The sequence below is a fragment of the Scandinavium sp. NPDC088450 genome, assembly GCF_044900545.1.
Classification (GTDB): domain Bacteria; phylum Pseudomonadota; class Gammaproteobacteria; order Enterobacterales; family Enterobacteriaceae; genus Scandinavium.
Genome location: NZ_JBJDNI010000044.1, coordinates 1 through 22,280 on the forward strand (window position 1 = coordinate 1; position 22,280 = coordinate 22,280).

At 52.7% G+C, this 22,280-nt stretch carries 20 protein-coding genes; 3 read left to right on the top strand and 17 right to left on the bottom strand.

Annotated elements, in window-relative coordinates:
• Positions 1 to 78 precede the first annotated feature (78 nt).
• The gene (locus ACI2I2_RS23850) at positions 79 to 909 is read right to left on the bottom strand and encodes a DUF6708 domain-containing protein (RefSeq protein ID WP_404660171.1); all 831 of its coding nucleotides are present in this window, start codon (positions 907 to 909) and stop codon (positions 79 to 81) included.
• A gap of 185 nt (positions 910 to 1,094) precedes the next feature.
• The gene (locus ACI2I2_RS23855; RefSeq protein ID WP_404660172.1) at positions 1,095 to 2,174 is read right to left on the bottom strand and encodes a DUF6708 domain-containing protein; all 1,080 of its coding nucleotides are present in this window, start codon (positions 2,172 to 2,174) and stop codon (positions 1,095 to 1,097) included.
• On the opposite strand from ACI2I2_RS23855, the gene ACI2I2_RS23860 reads away from it, so the two are divergent.
• Positions 2,173 to 2,325: a hypothetical protein gene (locus tag ACI2I2_RS23860; RefSeq protein WP_404660173.1), complete on the top strand. Its 153-nt coding sequence runs from the start codon at positions 2,173 to 2,175 to the stop codon at positions 2,323 to 2,325. The two genes, ACI2I2_RS23855 and ACI2I2_RS23860, sit on opposite strands and share 2 nt — an antisense overlap.
• A gap of 37 nt (positions 2,326 to 2,362) precedes the next feature.
• On the opposite strand, the gene ACI2I2_RS23865 is transcribed toward ACI2I2_RS23860, so the two are convergent.
• The 7 genes from ACI2I2_RS23865 to ACI2I2_RS23895 form a co-directional block, all read right to left on the bottom strand.
• Positions 2,363 to 3,445, bottom strand: coding sequence for a DUF6708 domain-containing protein (locus tag ACI2I2_RS23865; protein ID WP_404660174.1), 1,083 nt, complete (start codon positions 3,443 to 3,445; stop codon positions 2,363 to 2,365).
• Entirely contained in the window at positions 3,438 to 6,089 is a 2,652-nt protein-coding gene (locus ACI2I2_RS23870) for a T6SS effector BTH_I2691 family protein (RefSeq protein WP_404660175.1), read from the bottom strand. Before ACI2I2_RS23870 ends, ACI2I2_RS23865 begins: the two co-directional genes overlap by 8 nt.
• Positions 6,090 to 6,324: 235 nt before the next feature.
• Positions 6,325 to 6,828 carry a fimbrial protein gene (locus ACI2I2_RS23875; protein WP_404660176.1) on the bottom strand — a complete coding sequence of 168 codons (504 nt, stop codon included), beginning with the start codon at positions 6,826 to 6,828 and terminating at the stop codon, positions 6,325 to 6,327.
• Complete coding sequence (locus ACI2I2_RS23880) at positions 6,825 to 7,811, bottom strand: fimbrial protein (RefSeq protein ID WP_404660177.1); 987 nt, start codon at positions 7,809 to 7,811, stop codon at positions 6,825 to 6,827. Before ACI2I2_RS23880 ends, ACI2I2_RS23875 begins: the two co-directional genes overlap by 4 nt.
• 20 nt (positions 7,812 to 7,831) lie before the next feature.
• On the bottom strand, positions 7,832 to 10,375 hold the full coding sequence (locus ACI2I2_RS23885; protein WP_404660178.1) for a fimbria/pilus outer membrane usher protein: 2,544 nt from the start codon (positions 10,373 to 10,375) through the stop codon (positions 7,832 to 7,834).
• 21 nt (positions 10,376 to 10,396) lie between these two features.
• Positions 10,397 to 11,071: a molecular chaperone gene (locus tag ACI2I2_RS23890; RefSeq protein WP_404660179.1), complete on the bottom strand. Its 675-nt coding sequence runs from the start codon at positions 11,069 to 11,071 to the stop codon at positions 10,397 to 10,399.
• Between the two features lie 66 nt (positions 11,072 to 11,137).
• Positions 11,138 to 11,674, bottom strand: a complete 537-nt coding sequence (locus tag ACI2I2_RS23895) for a fimbrial protein (protein WP_404660180.1) — start codon at positions 11,672 to 11,674, stop codon at positions 11,138 to 11,140.
• Between the two features lie 266 nt (positions 11,675 to 11,940).
• Between ACI2I2_RS23895 and ybiB the strand changes: the two genes are divergently transcribed.
• Positions 11,941 to 12,903: a DNA-binding protein YbiB gene (ybiB, locus tag ACI2I2_RS23900; RefSeq protein ID WP_404660181.1), complete on the top strand. Its 963-nt coding sequence runs from the start codon at positions 11,941 to 11,943 to the stop codon at positions 12,901 to 12,903.
• Positions 12,904 to 13,083: 180 nt separating this feature from the next.
• Here ybiB and ybiJ read toward each other — a convergent pair whose 3' ends face one another.
• The 3 genes from ybiJ to ACI2I2_RS23915 form a co-directional block, all read right to left on the bottom strand.
• Entirely contained in the window at positions 13,084 to 13,344 is a 261-nt protein-coding gene (gene ybiJ / locus ACI2I2_RS23905) for a DUF1471 family protein YbiJ (protein ID WP_330983432.1), read from the bottom strand.
• Positions 13,345 to 13,778: 434 nt separating this feature from the next.
• Positions 13,779 to 14,042 carry a YdgH/BhsA/McbA-like domain containing protein gene (locus ACI2I2_RS23910; protein ID WP_404660182.1) on the bottom strand — a complete coding sequence of 88 codons (264 nt, stop codon included), beginning with the start codon at positions 14,040 to 14,042 and terminating at the stop codon, positions 13,779 to 13,781.
• Positions 14,043 to 14,205: 163 nt separating this feature from the next.
• Positions 14,206 to 14,820: a flavin reductase family protein gene (locus tag ACI2I2_RS23915; RefSeq protein ID WP_404660183.1), complete on the bottom strand. Its 615-nt coding sequence runs from the start codon at positions 14,818 to 14,820 to the stop codon at positions 14,206 to 14,208.
• Between the two features lie 94 nt (positions 14,821 to 14,914).
• Between ACI2I2_RS23915 and rlmF the strand changes: the two genes are divergently transcribed.
• Entirely contained in the window at positions 14,915 to 15,841 is a 927-nt protein-coding gene (gene rlmF / locus ACI2I2_RS23920; RefSeq protein ID WP_404660184.1) for a 23S rRNA (adenine(1618)-N(6))-methyltransferase RlmF, read from the top strand.
• Positions 15,842 to 15,938: 97 nt separating this feature from the next.
• On the opposite strand, the gene ybiO is transcribed toward rlmF, so the two are convergent.
• The 5 genes from ybiO to dps form a co-directional block, all read right to left on the bottom strand.
• Entirely contained in the window at positions 15,939 to 18,149 is a 2,211-nt protein-coding gene (gene ybiO / locus ACI2I2_RS23925) for a mechanosensitive channel protein (protein ID WP_404660188.1), read from the bottom strand.
• Positions 18,150 to 18,278: 129 nt separating this feature from the next.
• The gene (gene glnQ / locus ACI2I2_RS23930; protein WP_404660185.1) at positions 18,279 to 19,001 is read right to left on the bottom strand and encodes a glutamine ABC transporter ATP-binding protein GlnQ; all 723 of its coding nucleotides are present in this window, start codon (positions 18,999 to 19,001) and stop codon (positions 18,279 to 18,281) included.
• Positions 18,998 to 19,657, bottom strand: coding sequence for a glutamine ABC transporter permease GlnP (glnP, locus tag ACI2I2_RS23935; RefSeq protein ID WP_404660186.1), 660 nt, complete (start codon positions 19,655 to 19,657; stop codon positions 18,998 to 19,000). Before glnP ends, glnQ begins: the two co-directional genes overlap by 4 nt.
• A gap of 103 nt (positions 19,658 to 19,760) precedes the next feature.
• Positions 19,761 to 20,507, bottom strand: a complete 747-nt coding sequence (gene glnH / locus ACI2I2_RS23940; RefSeq protein ID WP_330983439.1) for a glutamine ABC transporter substrate-binding protein GlnH — start codon at positions 20,505 to 20,507, stop codon at positions 19,761 to 19,763.
• Between the two features lie 360 nt (positions 20,508 to 20,867).
• Positions 20,868 to 21,371 (bottom strand): DNA starvation/stationary phase protection protein Dps, encoded by a 504-nt coding sequence (dps, locus tag ACI2I2_RS23945; RefSeq protein WP_404660187.1) that lies wholly within the window; start codon positions 21,369 to 21,371, stop codon positions 20,868 to 20,870.
• Positions 21,372 to 22,280: the final 909 nt, after the last annotated feature.

Consider the following 22,280-nt stretch of genomic DNA (forward strand, 5'->3'; position numbering starts at 1 on the left):
CGATATTTCATGGCGATAATGTCCGCTATAAATGATGGACATTATTTTCCCTGAACCGGAGGAATGGCGACAGACGGTCTAAATGAGCCGCTTACGAATTTGCAGCGCATTCACCAGCAGGTCAAGCCGCCCGAACAGCTGCTTGCTGAGATAGAGAAAGCCGAACAGCCAGCCTTCCTTCTGTTTTTCTACCGGTGGGCACCAGGGAACGGTGTCTGCCAGGTCCTGAAGGTATTCATCACCTTCTTCCATATAACAGCGGATAAACTCCCAGTACATGGTTAGATCTTCGGGGTTCCAGTTTAAATCGATCGGTAGGGGAATAGCCTTTGCTACTGTGTCCCCGTCCTCTTCCGTAGTACACCCCACAATAGTCCATTGTGTTGAGAATGGCATCTTTGCTGAAGTCAGGACAAAGTGGATATCCCGCCATGGAATGGATAGCACCGTTCCACCGGACTGATACACATACACCATTCCGTTTATACGGTTAAAACGGATGGGATAGTAAGTGCTGGAAAATGCTTCAGTGGCCATTATCCTGTACGCAACCCAGGAAAGCAGAAGAGTAACCCCCATGCTAATTACGGCAACAATCCAGATCACAGCACTCTGAAAGCCAACGTGTAAAAATGTGACTATTGGCTGGAAAAACGCCGCCAGAAACAGACAAAAAAAGAAGCCCCCCGACAATGTTTTTGTTCCACGCCAGTTGTAATAACGGTCAACCAGTTCCAGATAGGTCGAATTCAGCCGGACCACACTGTCAAACCCGGAAATTCCTTTCACATCCGGGTCGCCTGTTTTCTGCGAATAAACCCGGCAGGCATTTTTATCACTGAGTCGTAGGAACCCTTTATAGAACCTCTTTGACGGGTCGGCAGGGAGTCGTTTAAAAGGGTTAAACATGTGACTCTCCTTTCCCAATCAGGGCCATATAGCCGTCCTTTTCTATACGGTCATTCGGGTAGATGAAAATATCGTCTTTGCCTTCCGGTATTCGTCGCCATTGCATACTGAGCAGCCACTTCTGTATCTCATTGCGGGTATGTTTTAACAGTAAACCACCCACCCGCATTTCAGTGGCAGGAGCGTTATTTATGCTCACCATATTTTTCTCTCAGGCGGGCAGTGATCCGGTCCATGGCCTTACGCTCTTTGGCGAAGGCGCGTGCATAGCGTTCTTTGCCCTGTAACCCCAGCATGGGTCGCCAGATCTGTGGAGGGTTATGCTCAGCGCCTTTATTGACGGGGTCGTTCTTATCGGGCTGGCAGGCATCTTCAATTTCTTTTGGCCACACCGGGATTTTACAGGTCTTCATGACCAGCCAGCGTGGAAAACTGATCACAAAAAAGATGGGGATCTGCAGCGCATTCACCAGCAGACCCAGCCGCCCGAACAGTTGCTTACTGAGATAGAGAAACCCGAACAGCCAGCCTTCCTTCTTTTTTTCTACCGGTGGGCACCAGGGAACGGTGTCTGCCAGGTCCTGAAGGTATTCATCACCTTCCTCCATATAACAGCGGATAAACTCCCAGTACATGGTTAGATCTTCGGGGTCCCAGTTTAAATCGATCGGAAGGGGGATCGCCTTCGCGACCGTGTCCCCGTCCTCTTCCGTAGTGCACCCCACAATGGTCCACTGCGTTGAGAATGGCATCTTTGTCGAGTACAACACAAAGCGAAGCTCCCGCCACGGTACGGACAACACCGTTCCACCGGACTGATACACATACACCATCCCGTTTTTACGGTTAAATCGGATCGGGTAGTAGGTATTGAGAAACACCTCGGAGGTCATCATTCGGTACAGGCCAAAAGAGAGTGGTAACGTAATCCCCCAAATAAGAATGGCAACTAACCAGATACCAACGCTTGTTTTCTCTACCAATGCCAGCATGGCGAGTGATTCAATGAACAACCCAAATGACAAACAAAAAAATACAATACCAGCCAGCGTCCCCACACCGCGCCAGTTATAATACCTGTCAACCAGTTCCAGATATGTTGAATTCAGACGAACCACGCTGTCGAACCCGAAGATCCCTGCTACATCCGGATTACCAGTTTCTTGCAAATAAATTCGAATAATACTTTTATCACTGAGACATCGAAACGGTTTATAGAACAGCTTTGATGGGTCTTTTGGTAGTCTCTTAAAGGGATTAAACATGCGACTCCCCTCTACCAGTCAGGGCCATATAGCCATCCTTTTCCATGCGGTCATTCGGATAGATGGCCGGGATATCGCTCTCGCCTGGTGGCACCTGCCGCCATTGCATACTGAGCAGCCACTTCTGTATCTCATTGCGGGTATGTCTTAACAGTAAACCACCCACCCGCATTTCAGTGGCAGGAGCGTTATTTATGCTCACCATATTTTTCTCTGAGGCGGGTAGTGATCCGGTCCATGGCCTTACGCTCTTTGGCGAAGGTGCGTGCATAGCGTTCTTTGCCCTGTAACCCCAGCATGGGTCGCCAGATCTGTGGAGGATTATGCTCAGCGCCTTTATTGACGGGGTCGTTCTTATCGGGCTGGCAGGCATCTTCAATTTCTTTTGGCCACACCGGGATTTTACTGGTCTTCATGACCAGCCAGCGCGGAAAGCTGATCACAAAAAAGAAGGGAATTTGCAGCGCATTCACCATCAGGCCAAGCCGCCCAAACAACTGCTTGCTGAGATAGAAAAAACCAAACAGCCAGCCCTCTTTCTGTTTTTCTATCGGTGGGCACCAGGGAACTGTGTCCGCCAGGTCCTGAAGATATTCATCACCTTCTTCCATATAACAGCGGATAAATTCCCAGTACATGAGTATGACCTCAGGCCCCTGGCTCAGATTAATCGGAAGGGGGAAGGTACGTGTGATCGTGTCCCCGTCATCTCCAATAACACATCCTACAATGGTCCATTCTGTAATAGTGAAGTTCTTTCCACTGGTCAGAACAAAGCGAAGATCCTGCCACGGTATAGACAAAACATCCCCTCCGGACTGATAGAGATACACCATCCTGTTTTTACGGTTAAAGCGGATCGGATAATAGGTACTGAAAAACAACTCGGAGGTCATCATTCGGTATGTGAGTAAAGAAACCGGCAATGTAATAACCCACGTTAAAATAGCCACAACCAGGATGCCAAAACTGTAACCGCCCCCCCCCAGTACGACTCCGATAGTGCCGTAACAAAACAAACCAAAGAAAATGCAAAAAAAGATTACCCCGGCCAGCGTCCACGTCCCACGCCAGTTGTAAGTACGGTCAACCAACTCCAGATACGTCGAGTTCAGCCGGACCACGCTGTCAAACCCGTAGACTCCTTTAACATCCGGATCACCTGTTTTCTGCGAATAAACACGAGAGACGCCTGTATCACTGAGACGAACAAAATCCTTATAGAACAGTTTTGACGGGTCGGCAGGAAGCCGCTTAAAAGGATTAAACATGTGTCGCTCCCTGTGCATTCAGGGCCATATAGCCGTCCTTTTCCATGCGGTCATTCGGGTAGATGAACGGAATATCGTCCTCACCTTCCGGTATCCGTCGCCACTGCGTGCGGAGCAGCCACTTCTGTATCTCATTCCGAGTATGGCTTAACAGCCAGGCCCCGGCACCCAGAACCAGCAGCATCCCCACAAATATCCCCGCCGGCCCGAGGAAGAATGCTGCCAGTTCCGAACCAGCTAAAGTGGCTTTCGACACTCCTAAAAGGGAAATGAGAGTGATTGTTATCCTGCTGCCTCCCCCCACGGTCATCATTCCGATTCCAACAGAGTTAATCAAATGCCCCAGACCAACACCTACTTTTCCGTCGAGAGCATCAGATAACCCATTCCAAAACTCAACAGCGGTATAAACCACACCGCCACCATACCCTAATCCACCCCAAAAACCCGCCCCGACAACCTTCATGGCACCGTTCCTGACCAGCGACATAGTAGAAGACAACTCCAGTTGCATCAGCGGCGTCATTGCCAGCTTCAGGGCTTCTGCCGTCGATGCTACTGCCATGCTGGCATTGGCCCCGAACACTGTCGCGGCTTTGCCGCCGGTTGGCAGGCCGCTTTCCTTCAGGCCGTAACTCAGCACCATCCACTGGAAGTACGCCGAGAATACCGTACCTCCAAATGTCAGCCCTTTCGCCGACATCTCTCTTGCAAGTGAAGTGGGGGACATACCCTCCAGTTGAGCCACTGACGAATTCAGTGATTTTGGAAACAGCATTCTTGCCAGGTCGTCATCAGAAAGCATCGCTGTATTAAGCTTCGCCAGACGTTCTTTGACCGGCAGTGCTTTCAGGTTCATTGCTTCCTGGACGTTAATAATCCTCGGCAGCTGTATTTGCCCTCTGGCGTTTTTAGGCAGTTCTTTTTCAAGCCGGGCTGCCAGCTTACGCATCGCGTTGTACAACTGACCGCCGGTTTTGCCGCTCATTTCCAGCAACCCGGCGATGCCACGGGTCATCGCCCCGACAAAGTTTTTCGTCCCCGGCTGCACACTGACCGCCGAGAATGCCTTACCCTGCATTGCCAGTATCCCGATGGCAAAGCGTACCGGCGTGCCTTTTACCATCAGGTCCACCGATTTCATCATTGCCCCAGACCACAGCAGGCTGAGCTTTTCCAGCCCCGTCAGAATGGCCCCGGCATAGTTGCCGCTGTACTCTTTTGCCCCGTCAGCCAGGCGGTCCCAGCTCATGCCCAGCCACCAGTCCGGCCCGCCGGTCTGCAGTTGGGCATCCGCCTGGGCTATCCATGCGTCGTGGTTAAAGAATGCGGCGCGCAGCAAAAAGTTTTCCGGGGTCAGGGGAGCGTGATTGAGCTGTTGCTCAATATGGGTGATGACCCCGCCTTTATCGTTCATCCCGGCCAGCACCTTCGCCACTGCCTGAATGTAGCGTCCACCGCTGTGCGCACAGGCCGGGTCAAAATGCTGCACGAAGTAATCCGTCATCGCCGGCCCCTGTAACCAGGCCAGATACATGCGGGTAAGGGGGACCACGGAACTCTGGTCATACTCTGTCAGCCAGGCTTTCAGGGTCTGGCTGAACGCCTGTTGCTGTGCGCGGTCGATGTATTTTTCATATCCGGTTTGCCATGCTTCATCCACCCGGTCAGCCCGGCTGGCTTCGGCGACGTCATGCTGCCGGTCGGCAATTTCCGGGGCCGGGAAATGTGGGCCTGCCGGGCCGTCCCAGCCGTAGCGCATTTTCAGTTCATAGCGCTGGTCGGCCTCTTCAGCCGACAGATAAAAATGATTACGCATTGCCAGCTCCACGCTGTTGAGCATGGTGTCGAGAGCCAGCCCACGCTTCAGCGCTGAGTTTGTGGAAAGCGCCTGTTGCATGCGATAGCGCGTAAGGGCAGAGATTTCAGTCGCAATGCCTGTCGGGTCCTCCAGGACAAGAATGGCTCCTTTTCCTGGGCTGAGTGTTTCTGCCGCCTGCTCTAAATATGTTGATGACTGGAAATCGGTTTCTTTGAGCGGATAGGGTGTCCAGTCTTTAAGTCTGCTGCGAGCTAGTCCCGGATTGTACTCCGCCACACAGTCACTCAACTGAGGGAAAGGAAGCGCCTGCTGTCCGCTGTGACGGATTAGCCATGCATCCATATCAAAGGCCTGCATATATCTGCTGCGCCATGCGGCATCTTCATGTTGCTGGCGCACAGCTGGCGTCCAGTGCTCTTCAGACCAGGCAAACCAAAAGAGGCCGTTTGTCATGCCGGCGGGCATCATGGGCAGGGTGACTAGCGAGGCGGTAGCCAGTTCACTGGGCTGCGTGATGCAGGGCTTCATCTCACCGGAAGCGACCCGGGGTGGGACTTCACCGTCTCTGAGAAGGGGGTAAAAATAACCGTCGCCGGTAGCGTAGTAATTTAACCATTCCCCCAGGCGTTCAACCCAGATATACAGAAAACCCTGTCGCATCAGGCGAAGTGTGTAGTCTGCACCCCCTTCGGCAGGGACTGGCAGGGTGATGGTGTCAGGGACGAGGGGAAGGGGACTGCCTTTTTCCATAATCGCCGGGCGAACCGGTAAAACAGGTAAACCATACCGTCGACAAAATGTGCATCCTTTTCCCTTTTCCATCACTCTTCCTGTGCGTTGTTTTCCAGTGAAATATCTTTCTCAGCATGAAGCGGCTGTGAATCTGGCAATAGAGGCTTGTTTTAAAGCGGGTTATTTTATCATCATACTCTGTATGAGACCTAAGCCAAATTCGAAATGATCTATATGAAAATTCGGAAAAATGCGATGCACTAAAAAAGCCCGGCAAAACTGGCTGCCGGGCAGAGAAAAAGCATCCGTGCTAAGAGGCGCGGTCCTACTGGTAAATAAAGGTCACCTGCACCACGCTGCTGAACGTCCCGGCGCTGACGGGCGTTGAAGTGGTGTAATAGCGTGCGGCAAGCGGAAAATCGGCGGTATGATTACTTTGGTTAACCAGCACGCTAAAGCTGGCATCCGGTGCGATCAAAATCTGATCCTGAGGATCGGACAGCTCCAGCGCCAGACCTTTCGCGCTACCGGTGTTGGCAAATTTTATCGGGTGAACACTGTCTGCCTGTCCGTGAAAGGTGGCGGTGGCGAGCACGATGCTTGTCGGGCATTTTGAGAGCGTTAAATCGAAGTTTTTCCATTCCCCGGCATCACCCACCTGTTTGAAATCCTTTGCAACGGCCTGACCCAGGTTGACCGTCAGATTTTGACTGGCACTGTCGACCTGGCAGGTATTAGCCACAATATTTCCGTGAATATGAACCGGGATTTCGTCTGCCAGCGCCTGGCAGGCCAGTCCGAGTAGCAGCACAGTGAGTAACTTTTTCATTTATACCCCAACGTAATCGTGGCCACGGAATTGGCTGTGCCCGGTGTCACCTGCGAACTTATTTGCTCATAGGCGAGAATAAATGGAATCGACAGCGGAACGTTTGCATAGGCCGGTGTTGGCGTTTCGTTATAGGAGCCAAAGTTCGGTGGCTGGCTATTGGAGTTTATTTTGACGCCCACGCCAGTGGCGACGCCGTCTTCCGGTGTTAATTTAATGACGTCCGCATAGTTTTGCTCGTAGCCATTCGCGCTGGTGATCATCATCTGCGGTTGCACCGTGTTGTTGCAGCTCACCGTGATAGTAAAGTTTATCTGGGCGACCACAGTGCCTTGTCCGGTAAAAGCGCTGATTGGCAGATTACCCATCTCCACCGTGAGAGATTTCGGCGACACGTTACAGGTCACCTGTTTGACGGTGACATTCCCTGCATAAGAGAGGTGATTCGGGCTACCGATCGCCTCATGTTGATAAACGCCGACCCCAAAGACAGCCTGACTTCCTACCAACGCACCCGGTGTCACCGTGTCGCTGGTTTTTACCAGTTGGAGCGTTACGTCAAAGTTGAAGGAGAGACTTCCGTCTGACGCGATATAACCCAGCGGTGTCGCAGAGGAGTTACAATAGAGACCGCCTGCGTTAGTGATCTTCTGCCCTCTGTCGTTTATCAACGCGATACCAATCCCTTGCACGCCGGTAGAATAGACGCCGCTCATACCCGGCACCTCAGTTCCTGAACCGTAAAAACAGGCAATAATCGGTAAACCGGCATCAGAGGAACTGGTGCAGTCGCCTGTCACATGCACGCTTTGTTCCGTTCCCGGAATGGTGGATCCCACAGCCAGGGTGGTGGAGACCGAAATCGAGGCGAGCGTGAACTCTTTGGGAATATTCGGCGAGGTGCAGCTGGCTTTCGCGTGCGGCATAAAAAATGCCGCTGCCGCGAGAATCAAAAGTAAAAAGGACTGTTTTGCTATCGACATCTTAGGGTTTCCCTCGTGAATCAGTGACACTGCCCGGCAGCGTGAATAATGTTGGCTTGGTCTTTTTTATCCTTCAGGGCATAGTCGACGATGCAGCGCTCACTGGCTTCATTCCCCCAGGACACGAACAGTTTTCCGTGTTGGGCAAGGCCGGTGAGATAAACCTGGCCGTCATTGCCGACAATAAATTCATCGCTTTTCTCTTCGGTGGTGACCGTTGCGCCAAATGGCAACGGTTTACCGTTATGATCCAGCGTCATTAAGACTCTGTTCCCCACGCGAGTAGTGAACGAGGCTCGCACCACTGCGCCACGCGTTGGCGTGACCGTCAGTGCGGCGTGGGTGACATCGGCGTCATCCGGCAGCGTTTCAGTGTCCAGCGTGAGCAGGTTGTGGCGATAGGCGGTGACAAAAGGCACCACGGTATAACCGCGATAGTCCGTTTCGACGCCAGTCTGGTTAGCGACAAACGTGCCGTGCGTGCCCGGTGCTTTGATAAGCGCAATGGTTTCTCCCAGTGGCTGACCCAGCGTGATACCGTCGGCATGAGCCACGATGCCACCCTGAATACCTGCACTCACGGTACGCTGATATTTGTCCTGGCTGGCGTTGCCTGTGACTTCGCCGTAAGTCCCTTTGTAGTCCGCATTCAGGCTGGTAGAGTTGGCTGAGCTGGCACTGCCGACACCCTGCTGAACGTTCCAGCTCAGGTTGTCATTGTCCAGCGCCGTGCCGTTGAGCCCCAGGTTGTAGGTGCTCCCGTCTTTGCTGTTATTCATGTTCATGGTCGCCCAGGTGTTATGCATCCAGTGGTCGAGCGGCACGGACACGCTCAGGCTGAACTGGTTGTCATTGTTGACGTCTCTGTCGTTATCGTCAGTGCTGTAGGTATTTTTGTTTCGGCTGTAGCTCAGGGTGTAACTGACGTCGTGCCAGTTGTTGTTGTAGTTCACGCTGAGCGAGGTCATGTCCTGACTGTTGTCCCAGTAGGTTTCTTTCACCATGCTCAGGGTGACTGAGCCCCAGCCTTCGGGAAGGGTCTGATCGACGGTGGCTTCCGCGCGTGCCTGTTTTTGTTGTGGGGCTGACCAGTCGCTGGAATCAGTCCAGGACTCCAGGGTGTCCTGAAGGGTGTAGAAGCCCTGGCTGTTGTAGCGGTAACCCGCCAGTGAAAAGTTGGTGCCGGTGGTGGCGACATCTTTGCTGTAACGAACGCGCCAGGAGCGACCGCGGCTGGCTTCGCTATTTTTCAGCAGCGCTTTGGCGTGGGTTACGTCGATAGAAAAAGCCCCTAAATCACCGAAGTTTTTACCCACCCCAATCGCCAGAGACTGGTAGCGACTGCTGCCCTGAACACCGCCATAAGCAGTCACGCCATACGGCAAACCATAAATGGCGCTGGCCTGGGCGAAAGGTGTCTTTTCCACGCTGTTGTCGTAAGAGCGATACTGGCCAGCGGTCACGCTGTATTTCAGGTGTTTTTCTCGTTGCAAAACGGGCACAGAAGCATAGGGCACTACAAAGTGGCTTTCGCTGCCGTCCGTTTCTTTGACGGTCACCTGGAGATCGCCGCTGCTGCCGGTAGGGTAAAGATCGTTAATCTCAAATGCCCCTGGCGCGACGGTGTTTTGATAGATGATGTACCCGTTCTGGCGAACCATCACCAACGCATTACTGTGTGCGGTGCCGCGCACCACGGGGGCATAACCTCGCTCGCTCTCTGGCAGCATGTCGCTGTCAGAATTAAGCTGCGCGCCGGTGTAGGGAACGCTGTCAAAAACATCCGCAGGCGTTGTGCTTTGCCCTAAGGTAAGGTCACTTTTCAGCGCGATAATGTCGCGCTGGGCATAGGTATACACGGACGTGAATTCGCTGTTTTCGGTTTGGCCCGTGGTGTTGCGGTTCCAGGTCGAATAGTTACGTACACGCCAGGCACCGAGGTTAAAACCAGGGCGCAGGTTGATGTACTGGCTGCTGCTGTCTTCTTCGCCTTTCTGACGTGCAAAGCTCTGGCTGACGTTGGCACTGTAATTCAGCAGACCGGCGGTTATCCCTTCATCGTATTCTTTGGGGTCGATATAGCCGCGTGGAACCTGGCCCAACGCGACCTGGGGAATACTCAACAGCAGTTGCTGGTTTCTGACATGAAAGCTGGCTGAAGCTGAAGGAATGGCGCTTAAGTCGGCGCATTTTCCACCAGCGGAGAGGTTGGGATAGTTTTCTGTTTTTATGCCTAGTTTCGCTAACTCGCTGACGCTGAAACAAGGCTGCAGTGAACGAGTGCCTTGTGCATCTTCCTGAAGCGTGAAAACGACGTCGTGGCTATCGACTTTATTATTATTGATAAAGATAGCCACCGGATATTTCCCCGGTGCTTGTCCAGGGCCATTTTCATATAACTCAAGATCGGTTTTCCCCTGCGCTGGATTATCAATGTCCAGCAGTGCCGGATTAAAATAATCGTCGGCCCAGGTTTGCGGCGCAAACAATGCCCCTGCCAGGCCACAAACGATGACCAGCAGAGCAAGGCATTGGCGAACCAGAGACTTTTGATGAGTATACATGGGAGAGTAGGCAACCAGGTCTTAATGTAAGGTCGCAGACCAGGTTTTACTGATGCTGCCATAATCGGTGATCACGGACCACGACACGCTGGTGCCGCTGGTATTTGCCTGGAGCGCAAAGTGTGTCTCGGTATCAGGCACCGCCCAGGTGGCGCTGGTCACTTTATGCCCGTTCAGGGTCACGGCCTGGAAGTTCATATAAAAAGGTGTTGGGTTATTGACCACCAGATCATTCCCTTCGCGATGCCATTGAAGTTTTTCAGCGACGTCTTCAGGCTTGCCTTTTACACTCTCTGGGCGGTACAACAATTTAATACGCGTATTAATCGCGATTTGCAGAGTATTGGTATCATCGCTGTGGTGCGATGAAGGGATTGCTTTTATATTAAGCCAATAAAGGGATTCTCTGTCTTCTGGCAATGTCCCGCCAGTCCGTACCACACGTAACACGTTATCTTCTTTCGCATCCAGTCTGAACAGCGGTGGCGTAATAAGAAAAGGAACACTGGCCTTTTTCCCTGTGCCTGCATCAACCCAGGATTGCACCAGATAATTAATATTATCTGGATTGGACACCCCAATGGATGACTCCTGTTTGTTTCCCTGATAGACCATTCGGGTGCCATTAATAATCACGCCAGCATGAGTGGTGGCTGCGACTAATAACAGGCTGCTTAATAAATAACTGTAACGCATGAATGTTTCTCAATAAAGAAGGAGACAGTATTCTTCTTGCGAAAAAAAGTGCCTCCTGGTGGGGGATCAGTTATAAATAACCGTAAAGGTGGACGCGGAATTAGCCGGACCTGCCGTTACCGAGGCTTTGGTCTGGATATAGCGGGCACCAAATTGCAGATTGTTCATCGTACTGCCAGACGTCAAAGCATACGGCTGAGAAGGCGAGTATAAATCGATAGGCTGCTCGGAGGCGTCAACCAACTGAATCGCCACGCCTGTTGCAGCGCCCGTTCCAGGTGTTAATGCCAGGGTCGTGTTATTGTCCGCATCCGGAATTCCACCGAAATTAATCGCGGCCGTTGTGACGGTATCTGGACAATCTGTAAGCTGAATATTAAACAGCGTTAAGGTGGTGGTCGAGCCCGTCCCCTTAAACATCGTTTTGGAGACTTTCCCTAACGCGACATTTAATGGATTGCTTAACCCATTCACCACCTGACAGGCCGAATCAATAATTTCGCCCGTGAAGTTAATTTGACCTTCGCCATTGGTTTCCGCGAAAGCGGAAGCCGAACAGCCGATCGCTGAGGCGATCAGTAAACCTAATGCAATCTTTTTCATAATATGACCTGTAAATATCTCCTTCCGAAAGAGGATGTCCTGTTTATAGTGAACCCATCACTCAACAACTCACTGTGGATTATTTAATCAAAAAATGCGGGCTAGCGATGCTTATGCCGAACTGATAAATATCTCAGATAAAACTTGAATAATATTTAACTGTTGAAAAACAGCGCATTGTATTGACCAGCGGCGGACATAAAAAACTATCAGCGGGGAGGTCATCGGGGCTATATTGTTAACATCATGCTACAAGGAGTGACACCGTGGATTATCGTAAAATTATTAAAGAAGTGGGGCGCGGTAAAAATCATGCCCGCGACCTGGACACCGAGACGGCGCGCGGACTTTATGCTCAGATGCTGAAAGGCGAAGTACCGGAACTGGAGCTGGGCGGTATTCTGATTGCCCTGCGTATTAAAGGAGAAGGCGAAGCGGAGATGCTCGGCTTCTATCAGGCGATGCAACACCACACGATTACGCTGACACCGCCCGTCGGCAAGCCGATGCCGATAGTGATCCCCAGCTACAACGGTGCGCGCAAGCAGGCCAACCTGACGCCATTGCTCGCGATGCTGCTGCATAAACTGGGTTTCCCGGTACTGGTGCACGGTGTGAGTCACGATCCGACTCGCATCTTGACCGAGACGATTTTTACCCTGTTGGGCATTGAGCCGACGCGACACGCTGGTCAGGCTCAGGCCAAACTCGACAGCCATCAGCCGGTGTATATGCCCATCGGCGCATTTTGCCCGCCGCTGGAAAATCAGCTTGGGATGCGTTGGCGGATGGGCGTGCGTAACAGTGCGCATACGCTGGCAAAACTCGCCACACCGTTTGCCGAAGAGGCCGCATTGCGCTTATCCAGCGTTTCTCACCCGGAATATGTGCCGCGTGTGGGTAAGTTTTTTGCTGATATCGGTGGTCGTGCTTTGTTAATGCACGGCACCGAAGGCGAAGTCTATGCCAATCCGCAACGCTGCCCGCAAATCAGCCTGATCGACCGCGCCGGAACGCGCGTGGTGGTGGAACGTGAAGATGCTCTGCGTGAAGTGCAGTTGCCAGAATCAAAAGATCCGGAAGTGACGGCGAGATGGATTGAGCGTTGTGTGGCGGGTGTGGAGCCGGTGCCTGAAGTGCTGAAAATTCAGATGGCCGCCTGCCTGCTGGCAACCGGGGAAGTGCCCAGCATTGAAGAAGGAATGAAACGGGTGAATGCCTGCTGGTGATTGGCGGGTGGCGGCTACACCTCACCCGGCCTGCTCGGCACGTCGAATTTGTAGGCCTGGCAAGCGCAGCGCCGCCGGGCAATAAAGCAAAAAAAAGCCCGTCCAGTGGCAGGACGGGCAAAATAAGGGTTAAACAGGTACTGCGGCAATAGTCAATGAGGGGTAATTCAATTCAGGCTGTTATTTGTAGATAACAGCGGTACCGCTAATTTTGTTGTTGGTGTTAGCAGAAGTAATGCTGTAACCGGTAGCACCTGCTGCCGCAGCCTTCTCAGCCAGTTTGGCTTCCAGACCGTCCAGGGTGCTTGCACCGTCTACAGACACGGTACCGATTTTGTTCAGGCTCTGCGCTTCAGACGGGGAAACCGGCTGGGCCGCGAAAGCGCCAAAAGAAAGAGCAGAAAGAGCGATAGCAATAGCAGCAGTTTTGATGGTTTTCATGGTTAATCTCTCGCAGGTTATTCTTTAAAAGTGACGTTGTTCCGTCGATGTGATGAGTATCACGCTTTTTGGCGAAAGATAAAATCGAACAACCTTGACAGACTCAATCGAAAAAATTGAATGATGAATAATTTACTGATTATTAATAAATTATTTTCCGTGCTGGTGTGAAACGACCGGAGAGAAATTTTTAGGGCACATTTTGCGACTTCTTTCGCCAAAAACTGTGCGTGTAAAGACAACCGCTTACGCTGTGTTTTTAGCTGTAGTTTTGTCAATAAAGCTACTGAAATCAGGATTGGCTGAAACTATACACTGAGTATTGTCAGTTTTTAAGGTGTTTATTCCAGGGTTTTGTCAGGGAGGATTAACAGAGGTAAAAAGAAATGCGCCCGTGAAAAGAGGCGCATTTTGGGGTGTAAAACTTAGACAGATTATTTGTAGATGGTGGCGGTACCGAACATTTTGTTGTTACCGCTGGCAGAATTGACCACAAACCCTTTCGCGCCTTCTTGCTGCGCTTTTTCGGCAAGCTTACTTTGCAAATCCTGGAAATCATCGGCACCTGAAACGGAAACCGTACCCGCCGGGCGCAATTGTCCGGTATCACCTTGCTTCAGTTGTTGAGTATCGGCGGTCGCCGAAAACGAGAGCATCGACAACGCACCAGCAGCGATCAGAATCATCATTCTCTTCATGTGCACAGCCTCTCTGTTACCACGGGGGATAGGTAAAGTGTAGGTGCTGGCGAAGTGTGACATGCCGCAAAAAATTGATGATCATCTGCTCGTTTTTTGAACGACATTGCTTGACAATAAGCTGACAAATCAGCCACATACAAGTGGCTGATAAACTGAAGAATTATCTCGCATCCGGGCGTATCAGGTCGAAACGCTGGCTTTCATCAATGCTGTAATAAGCGGTCGGTCCGCCTGCTCGCAGCACAGGCCGAGCTTTTGCGGTCTGATAAATGCCGTTTTCCAGCAAGGATTCATCGATATGCACGGCCACCACTTCGCCCAATACCAGCCAGGTGTCCACGGCGGTGCCGTCTGCGCCCGTCAACTGGATGCATTGTGAAAGTCGGCACTCGAAGTTGACCGGGCTTTCTGCGACGCGTGGCGCACGAATGATCCGGCTTTCTGCGGGTGTCAGCCCGGCGCGAGTGAATTCGTCTTCACCGTGCGGCAAGCTGGCTGAGGTTTCATTCATTGCTTTTGCTAGCTCAACGGTGGTGAGATTCCACACGAACTCTTTGGTCTCAATAATGTTGCGCACGCTGTCTTTCCAGCCGTTGCTGGAAAAACCAATGATTGGTGGGCGATAGTTAAAGCAGTTGAAGAAGCTGTACGGCGCAAGGTTGCGACGGCCCTCAGCATCCTGTGAGGAAATCCAGCCAATCGGGCGTGGGCCAACAATGGCATTGAGCGGGTCGTGAGGCAGTCCATGTCCGTTCGACGGTTGATAAAAATACATAGCGCACCAGGGAAGTTAACGGATTATCCAGACTCACTTATTTACGCCACCCGCGTCAACGGGTATCTTACGCAGCCGTCCACAGGAGGAAGCCATGAAAGCCCAAAAGCCGGGATTGCACCCGCGTAACCGCCACCATGATCGCTACGATTTACCCACACTGTGCCAGCAAACGCCTGCGCTGTCGGCGTTTATCGTCACGACGCCTGCGGGTGAGCAGAGCATTAATTTTGCCGATCCGGATGCGGTAAAAACCCTCAATAAGGCGCTGCTGGCCCATTTTTATCAGGTTAAAGAGTGGGATATTCCGGAAGGCTTTCTGTGCCCGCCAGTGCCGGGTCGCGCCGATTATCTGCATCATTTAGCCGATTTGCTGGCTGAAGCGACCGGGAGCATACCAACGAATGCCAGCGTGCTGGATATCGGCACGGGGGCAAACCTGATTTACCCGCTGATCGGCAGCCACGAATACGGCTGGCGTTTTACTGGTACTGAAGTGAATGCCGAAGCCCTTGCCAGCGCACAGGCGATTATCGAGGCCAATCCTGGGATGAGCCGTCAAATTCGTTTGCGCCGCCAGAAAGATGCTCAGGCCATTCTGACCGGCATGATCCATAAAAATGAATACTTCGACGCGATGGTGTGTAACCCGCCGTTCCATGATTCCGCCGCCAGCGCACGTGAAGGCAGCGAGCGTAAACGTCGTAATTTAGGCCAAGGGAAAGACGAAGCCCTCAACTTCGGCGGCCAGCAGCAGGAGCTGTGGTGCGAAGGGGGCGAGGTGGCATTTATCCGTAAGATGATTGAGGAAAGCCGCCAGTATGGGCGTCAGGTGATGTGGTTTACCTCGCTGGTTTCGCGTGGCGACAACCTGCCATTCCTCTATCCGGCGCTGACCGAAGCGGGCGCGGTGAAAGTGGTGAAAAAAGAGATGGCGCAAGGGCAGAAACAAAGCCGCTTTATTGCGTGGACTTTCCTGGATGACGATAAGCGTCGTCGTTTTGCTGCTCGCGCACGATAAATACCGATGTGCCGGGTGGCGCTAACGCTTACCCGGCCTACAAATCTGGCGTGCAAAACTGTAGGCCGGGCAAACGCAGTGCCGCCCGGCAATTCTGTTACAGCGTCGGTTCACTCGGTGCAGGTGGCAAAACCGGCTGTGCCGCAACGGGCGCTGGCAGCATCTGATAAGTCTGCACCGGCGCGCGAACGCCCGCCGCATCGAAATGTTTCTTCACCTGCGTATCCAGCGCAAAACGCACCGTCCACTGCTTCAGCGGCAGGGTGGTGAAGGACACGCGTAAGGTAAAGGCGGTATTGGTCAGCCCGACCAGCCCGGCAAATGACGGCTCGCCAATCACCAGCCCACGAATCTCTTCCTGCTCCATCAGCTCTGCCACGGCGGCTTTCAGCGCATCGTTGGCTTTGTCTAACTCTTCCCCCCGATCCACGTCGTAATTTGCCACCACGGAACCAATGCCGCGCACGAAGTTGGCAAAGGTTGTTATCGAAGACCACGGAATGATGTGGTAGGCCCCGGTATCCTGACGCACGCCAACCGAGCGAATCGACATGCGCTCGACGGTGCCGGTCAGCGGCCCGATGGTCACCAGGTCACCCGTGTTCATGCCATTCTCAAACTGAATGAAGATCCCGGTGATGATATCTTTCACCAGCGTTTGCGCACCGAAGGAAATCGCCAGCCCTAACGCACCCGCACCGGCCAGCAGTGGGGCGATATTCACGCCAATTTCAGAAAGTAAAATCATCACCGTGATAGTGCTGATCACCACCGCCAATGCGTTGCGAAACAGCGTCAGCAGCGTTCTGGCACGCGCACTAGGAAGTGGGCGACCGTGAATATCCGAGGCCAGACGGTTCTCGATTAAGCTCGCCAGAATCGTCCAGCCAATGGCGGAGAAGAAGAGGATCAGGGCGATGCGGATCAGCACGTCGACGGTCTTTTGCCCTGTGTCGTTGTGCAGCCAGTCCCGGAAATCAAACAGTCCCCAGGCGCTTAGGAGCAACATCACCGCGACGCACACGGTCAAAATGCGGGCCGCTTTTAACGAGGCTGATACCCAGCCATTGAGGCGCTTTTGCAGCTCCGGATAGTTGCGCTGTGTTTCGGGCGACAGGGTGATGGTTTTGGCAATCCAGCGCGACAAGATGCCCGACACAAACGCTGCAATGCCGATAATCGCCAGGCTTCTCACCGACGCACCCATCATAAATTTCAGGCTGTTGCCTGGGTCAAACAACGAGAAGAAAAACAGCACAATAAAGTAGGCGCTGGCGAGCCAATGCCACACCAGCGCAAAGGCGCGGATAAACAAACTGAAAAATGCCAGCGAGCGATCCGCCAGTTGGATCAGGCTGTCGGTAATGGCCTGCTTGTTGCGATAAATCAGGTACAGCGCCCAGGCGGTGATACACAGCATGATGATGACGTTGGCGAGCGCGCCGGTCTGCACGTTGACCTGATTAGAAATAATCGGCACCGCCACAATCAGTCCGTAACCAATCAACCCGCTCAGTAAGCTCAGCCGCAGGCTCCAGTAGCGAGCCGTGTCGTCTTGTACGTTGAATGGGCGGAGTTCTGGGACGCGTGGGCAAAAGATCAGGCGCAGGATGGCTTTGAAAAACTCAATCAGGGCAAAGGCGTTGAGGAACAGGCTTTGCTGGAAGGCGATGGTCGGATTGCCTGCGTTGAGGTTATCGCTCAGCACTTGCCCGACGAACAGCGTCAGCCCGAGCAGCAGCAAATCAATCACAATCGCCAGCGTTATCATCGCCGGAAGATGCACCCAGTTGCTGCGGTCGCGGTTCTTTTTGCGTCCCCATTTGCCCATTTTACGGTACAGCGGCAGGGCGCAAAGGCGAAGCAGGGAATAGAACGCGAACACCAACACAGCCAACAGCAGGAAATGCGTTGCGGCGTTGCTGAACGTTTGCGAGTTGAACGATTTATGCGGCGCGGTGGAGATGTTGCGCCAAAGCTGAGCGAAGCGTTCCGACAGCGCCGTGCCATAGTGGCGGCTGACGTCGGTGACGCTCTCCAGCACGGTTTTCTCATCAGCAACCGGCGGTGGGTTCAGTTTCGGCGTCGGGTCTTGTGGCGGTGTCGCGGCGGCGGTTCTGAGCTGGGTGATTAATTCTTTGCGCGCAGCCTCGTTTTCCAGCACATCGGCAAGCGCTGCGTAAGCGGCTTTCTTTTGCGCAGCATCGGGTTCAGCGGGGGCGCTCTGGTTGGTGGTTGCGGATGTCGTGACACCGGGAATTGTCACCGCCTGCAATGGCGCGCAAAACAGCGCAGCAATCAGCAGCAAAAAACGCAGCACAGGCTTCTCCCTTTCAAATCATTAGCAAAATGCTAAGTATAGCGGGTGGAAACGCGCGGTTATTTTTTGCGGGATTATCTGAAGAAAACCCTCTCCGGCGAAGGAGAGGGGCAGGCATTACGACACGTGCTGGAGGAATTCCTGCAGGCGCTGACTTGGGGGATTGTCGATAAGTTGCTGCGGGTTGCCGTCTTCGGCAATGCGGCCTTTGTCGATGAAGATCAGGCGAGAAGCCACTTTCTCGGCAAAGCCGATTTCGTGGGTGACGATGACCATGGTCATGCCTTCTTCGGCCAAATCCTGCATGACTTTCAGCACTTCATGGCGAAGCTCTGGGTCGAGTGCAGACGTTGGCTCATCAAACAGCATCATTTTCGGTTTTACCGCCAGCGCGCGGGCAATCGCCACACGCTGCTGCTGGCCGCCGGACAGTTCAGACGGGTAGTGATGCCCACGCTCAGCGAGGCCCACTTTCGCCAGCAAATCTTTCGCCAGCTTTTCCGCATCAGCTTTGGACGCACCGCGCACGCGTTGTGGACCAAACATCACGTTTTCCAGCGCGGTCAGGTGTGGGAACAGATAAAACTGCTGGAACACCATGCCCGCTTCCTGACGAATCAGACGTTCGTCCACTTTCGGGTCGTTGACCTTCAGGCCATCAACAATCAGCTCGCCGCTGGTTATCTCTTCCAGCTTGTTGATGCAGCGCAGCAGGGTCGATTTACCGGAGCCAGAAGGCCCGATAATCACCACCACTTCACCTTTCGCAATGTTCAAATCGATATTGTGCAGCACCTGGGTTTGCCCGAAGTGCTTGGAAACATTTTTAAATTCAATCACAGGATTTTCATCCTTCTTTCAAGACGGCGCAGAACAAAGCTCAGAACCAGAGTGATGATGAGGTAAATCACGGCCACGGCGCTCCAGATTTCCAGCGCACGGAAGTTGCCGGCAATGATTTCCTGGCCCTGACGTGTCAGTTCAGCCACGCCGATAACGATAAACAGCGAGGTGTCCTTGATGCTGATGATCCACTGGTTACCCAGCGGTGGCAGCATGCGACGCAACGCCAGCGGCAGGATCACGTGGCGAATGGTTTCGCGACGGGAAAGCCCCAGTGCCAGGCCTGCTTCGCTGAACCCTTTGTGAATCGACAGCACCGCACCACGGGTGATTTCCGCAATGTAGGCGCCGGAGTTGATCATGATGGTGACTACCGCGGCGGAGAACGGATCGATACGCAGATCGGTAAAGGCCATTGGCAGGGCGAAGTAGATAAACATCACCTGCACCACGATAGGCGTACCGCGGATAACTTCGATGAACACAAGGGCGATGTGGTTGGCAATCCAGCCGCCATAGGTACGGGCAAAACCGGCCACTAAACCGATAATTAACCCGCCGACTAACCCGAGGACCGAAATCCACAGGGTCATTTTGGCGCCTTCAAGCAAGATGGGAATGGCAGGCCAGATGGCGCTCCAGTCAAACTGCATGATGATATCCTGTTACCGTGTTTATACTCGGGTGAAAGACACCCTCTAAAAAACAGGCCCGGTCACGAGGCGCAACCGGGCATGACTCGTCAGACTGACATTATTATTTTGGTTCAGTACCGAACCATTTTTTGTAAATTTCGTTGTACTGGCCGTTCTCGTGCAGTTTTTTCAGCGCGCCGTTCACTTTTTCACGCAGCTCGTCGCTGCCTTTCGGGAACGCGATACCGTATTGCTGCGCTTCCAGAGACTCGCCTACCGCTTTGAACTGACCGTGACCGGCGGTTTTGATGAAGTACAGAATGTTTGGCGTGTCGTGCAGCACCGCGTCAGCGCGGTTGGTGCCCAGTTCCATATAGGCGTTATCGATGTTCGGGAACTGACGCAGATCTTTGGTTTTGATGTTGGCTTTCGCGTAGTCAACAGACCCGGTGCCGCCTTTGACTGCCACCACTTTGCCGTCGAGATCTTTCACGCTTTTGATGTCGTTGTTGTTGGCTTTCACCATCACCAGCAGACCACTTTTGTAGTAGCCGTCAGAGAAGTCGATGGCTTTTTTACGTTCGTCAGTGATGGTGATCCCGGCCAGTGCCAGGTCGATGTTTTTGGTTTGCAGGGCAGGGATGATGCCGCTGAAATCCATTGGCTTCAGGGTGTAATCGAGCTTCAGCTCTTTCGCAATGGCAGCCCACAGGTCCACGTCGAAACCAACGTATTTATCGCCTTGTTTGAATTCGAAGGGAACGAACGCTGTGTCAGTCGCCACAACCAGTTGTTTTTCCGCAGCCTGAGAAGACACCGCAAAAGCCAGGGTCAGTGCAGCCAGTGAAACTTTAAATACAGACTTCATAGCATTTCCTTTTATAACCACGGGGTGATCCCCTGCGTGAACAATCCGCCTATGAAAGAATCGTGCCAGTTTTACAACTTATTGTTTTGCAACGAGGCGGCTGCCATCAATTGCACAAAAAGTGTAGCAGAGCACTGTCTTTGCACCACAGTGAGGCACCAAAACAGTGCGCACATTGCGATGTGCAGGAGAAGCGGTTATTAAGCGCAAATTACGCTGATAAAACAATCTTTCGTTAACGGTTTTGTGAAGTGATAGTTACAAGTGGTTTACTTTTGCGAGAGCTAAGCGGGGTGAGTTGCACCATGAATGTGCAAAACCCCTCCGAAGAGGGGTGGGATAAATCAGACAACACGGAGCTTATTCGATGTTCGATTCGATGAACCACAGGAACTTATCCAGGTCGCGTGAGGCGGCGGTTAAGATATCGGCGGTGTCTTCATCTTTGGCTTCGCCAATCGCCTTACGCACATCGTTTGCCACGATGGCATAACGGTCGGCCAGCTCTTTCAGGTGTTGCTGAACGGTATGAATGTCGAGTGGGTAGCTTTTCAGCGGTGTCTTGCTGTTAATGACCTGAGTGGTGCCCAGCGCCACGCCGCCCAACTGCACGGCACGTTCTGCCATGGTATCCAGATGATCGGTCAGGGCGGTGCGGAAGCCATCCAGCATTTCATGAACGGCAATAAAGTTGGCACCGCGCATATTCCAGTGAGCCTGCTTGGTAATCAACGACAGATCAATGAACTGGATAACCTGGCGATTGAGCAACTCAATGGTCGCTTTCTTTTCGCTGTCCGATACATCGTTACGGGTATAGTGCAGAGAAGATGCTTTGGTTTTAACCAGTTTAGCGGTACTCATAATCTCATATCCTCTTGATGTGACTGTCCAATGAATTTCCGGAATTAAGTATAGCACCGGTTTTCAGGCTGCCGGGATGGTGCTGCCTATCAGTTTAATAGAGTGGGCTAAATTGAAATCATACAAATCAATGTAAAACAGTTGGTTACGATATTTCTGTCAGTGTGTGAGGTAATTAACCAGGAAAGGTCTGTTTATCAGTGGGATATTTGCGGTGGGAAATGATTATTCTGGGAAATATAAGCAGGTTGCCGCGGGGTTTTTATCGCTATGGGGGCTGATGGAACTCAGTAGGTTTTTATATAATGCTGTTCAGAGCACTGTTCCGTTCACTTTATGACTTGCAGTCACTTTAACTTTCGCAGCAGGTGAACGGGACAAGGGAGACTCTCGCGTCTCCCTTGTCAATCCCTGCGACCCCGCGAATGAAACCGGTGCTTTGCACTAAACCTCCCTGCCAACCAGCTGCCTGCGGCCGGCTCGACTCGACGTCCCTGTCTCATTTCGCCTCAGTCCGCCATCCATGGCGGCCTGACCTTGTCATCTGGTCGTCAGCTCGGCGGTTTCAGCGGGGACCAACACCAGTGCCCACCTCAGCTAATGGAACAGAGGTTTTGACCCTGGTTTTGACCTTGATGTTGAGTCCGGCTGAAAATCGCCTCAACCTTCAGTGACTGGCCGGGGCAGCCCGCATGGATGCGGGCTGAGGGCGTGACTTACAGGGACGTTGCATCTCGCCCGACCCGATTAGCCGGTTGCTGAAGGTTGAGGTTCCGTGAAGCGGCGATTTTCTTTTGCCGGGAGCCGGGATTGCTAAGGGAATGGCGGTTGTATGAACTGGCACATAGGTAACACTTTAAACCGGGCACATGGGTAACAGGTTATAACTGGTACGGTAGACTGATTATG

Excerpts from the sequence above, each read along its gene's own strand:
- ACI2I2_RS23915 (WP_404660183.1), bottom strand. The coding sequence starts at position 14,820 with ATGTATTTTTATCAACCGTCGAACGGACATGGACTGCCTCACGACCCG.
- ACI2I2_RS23880 (WP_404660177.1), bottom strand. The coding sequence starts at position 7,811 with ATGTCGATAGCAAAACAGTCCTTTTTACTTTTGATTCTCGCGGCAGCG.
- rlmF (WP_404660184.1), top strand. The coding sequence starts at position 14,915 with ATGAAAGCCCAAAAGCCGGGATTGCACCCGCGTAACCGCCACCATGAT.
- ACI2I2_RS23895 (WP_404660180.1), bottom strand. The coding sequence starts at position 11,674 with ATGAAAAAGATTGCATTAGGTTTACTGATCGCCTCAGCGATCGGCTGT.
- glnP (WP_404660186.1), bottom strand. The coding sequence starts at position 19,657 with ATGCAGTTTGACTGGAGCGCCATCTGGCCTGCCATTCCCATCTTGCTT.
- ybiJ (WP_330983432.1), bottom strand. The coding sequence starts at position 13,344 with ATGAAAACCATCAAAACTGCTGCTATTGCTATCGCTCTTTCTGCTCTT.
- ACI2I2_RS23890 (WP_404660179.1), bottom strand. The coding sequence starts at position 11,071 with ATGCGTTACAGTTATTTATTAAGCAGCCTGTTATTAGTCGCAGCCACC.
- ACI2I2_RS23865 (WP_404660174.1), bottom strand. The coding sequence starts at position 3,445 with ATGTTTAATCCTTTTAAGCGGCTTCCTGCCGACCCGTCAAAACTGTTC.
- ACI2I2_RS23910 (WP_404660182.1), bottom strand. The coding sequence starts at position 14,042 with ATGAAGAGAATGATGATTCTGATCGCTGCTGGTGCGTTGTCGATGCTC.
- ACI2I2_RS23850 (WP_404660171.1), bottom strand. The coding sequence starts at position 909 with ATGTTTAACCCTTTTAAACGACTCCCTGCCGACCCGTCAAAGAGGTTC.
- ACI2I2_RS23870 (WP_404660175.1), bottom strand. The coding sequence starts at position 6,089 with ATGGAAAAGGGAAAAGGATGCACATTTTGTCGACGGTATGGTTTACCT.
- ACI2I2_RS23885 (WP_404660178.1), bottom strand. The coding sequence starts at position 10,375 with ATGTATACTCATCAAAAGTCTCTGGTTCGCCAATGCCTTGCTCTGCTG.
- ACI2I2_RS23860 (WP_404660173.1), top strand. The coding sequence starts at position 2,173 with ATGCGACTCCCCTCTACCAGTCAGGGCCATATAGCCATCCTTTTCCAT.
- dps (WP_404660187.1), bottom strand. The coding sequence starts at position 21,371 with ATGAGTACCGCTAAACTGGTTAAAACCAAAGCATCTTCTCTGCACTAT.
- glnH (WP_330983439.1), bottom strand. The coding sequence starts at position 20,507 with ATGAAGTCTGTATTTAAAGTTTCACTGGCTGCACTGACCCTGGCTTTT.
- ACI2I2_RS23855 (WP_404660172.1), bottom strand. The coding sequence starts at position 2,174 with ATGTTTAATCCCTTTAAGAGACTACCAAAAGACCCATCAAAGCTGTTC.
- ACI2I2_RS23875 (WP_404660176.1), bottom strand. The coding sequence starts at position 6,828 with ATGAAAAAGTTACTCACTGTGCTGCTACTCGGACTGGCCTGCCAGGCG.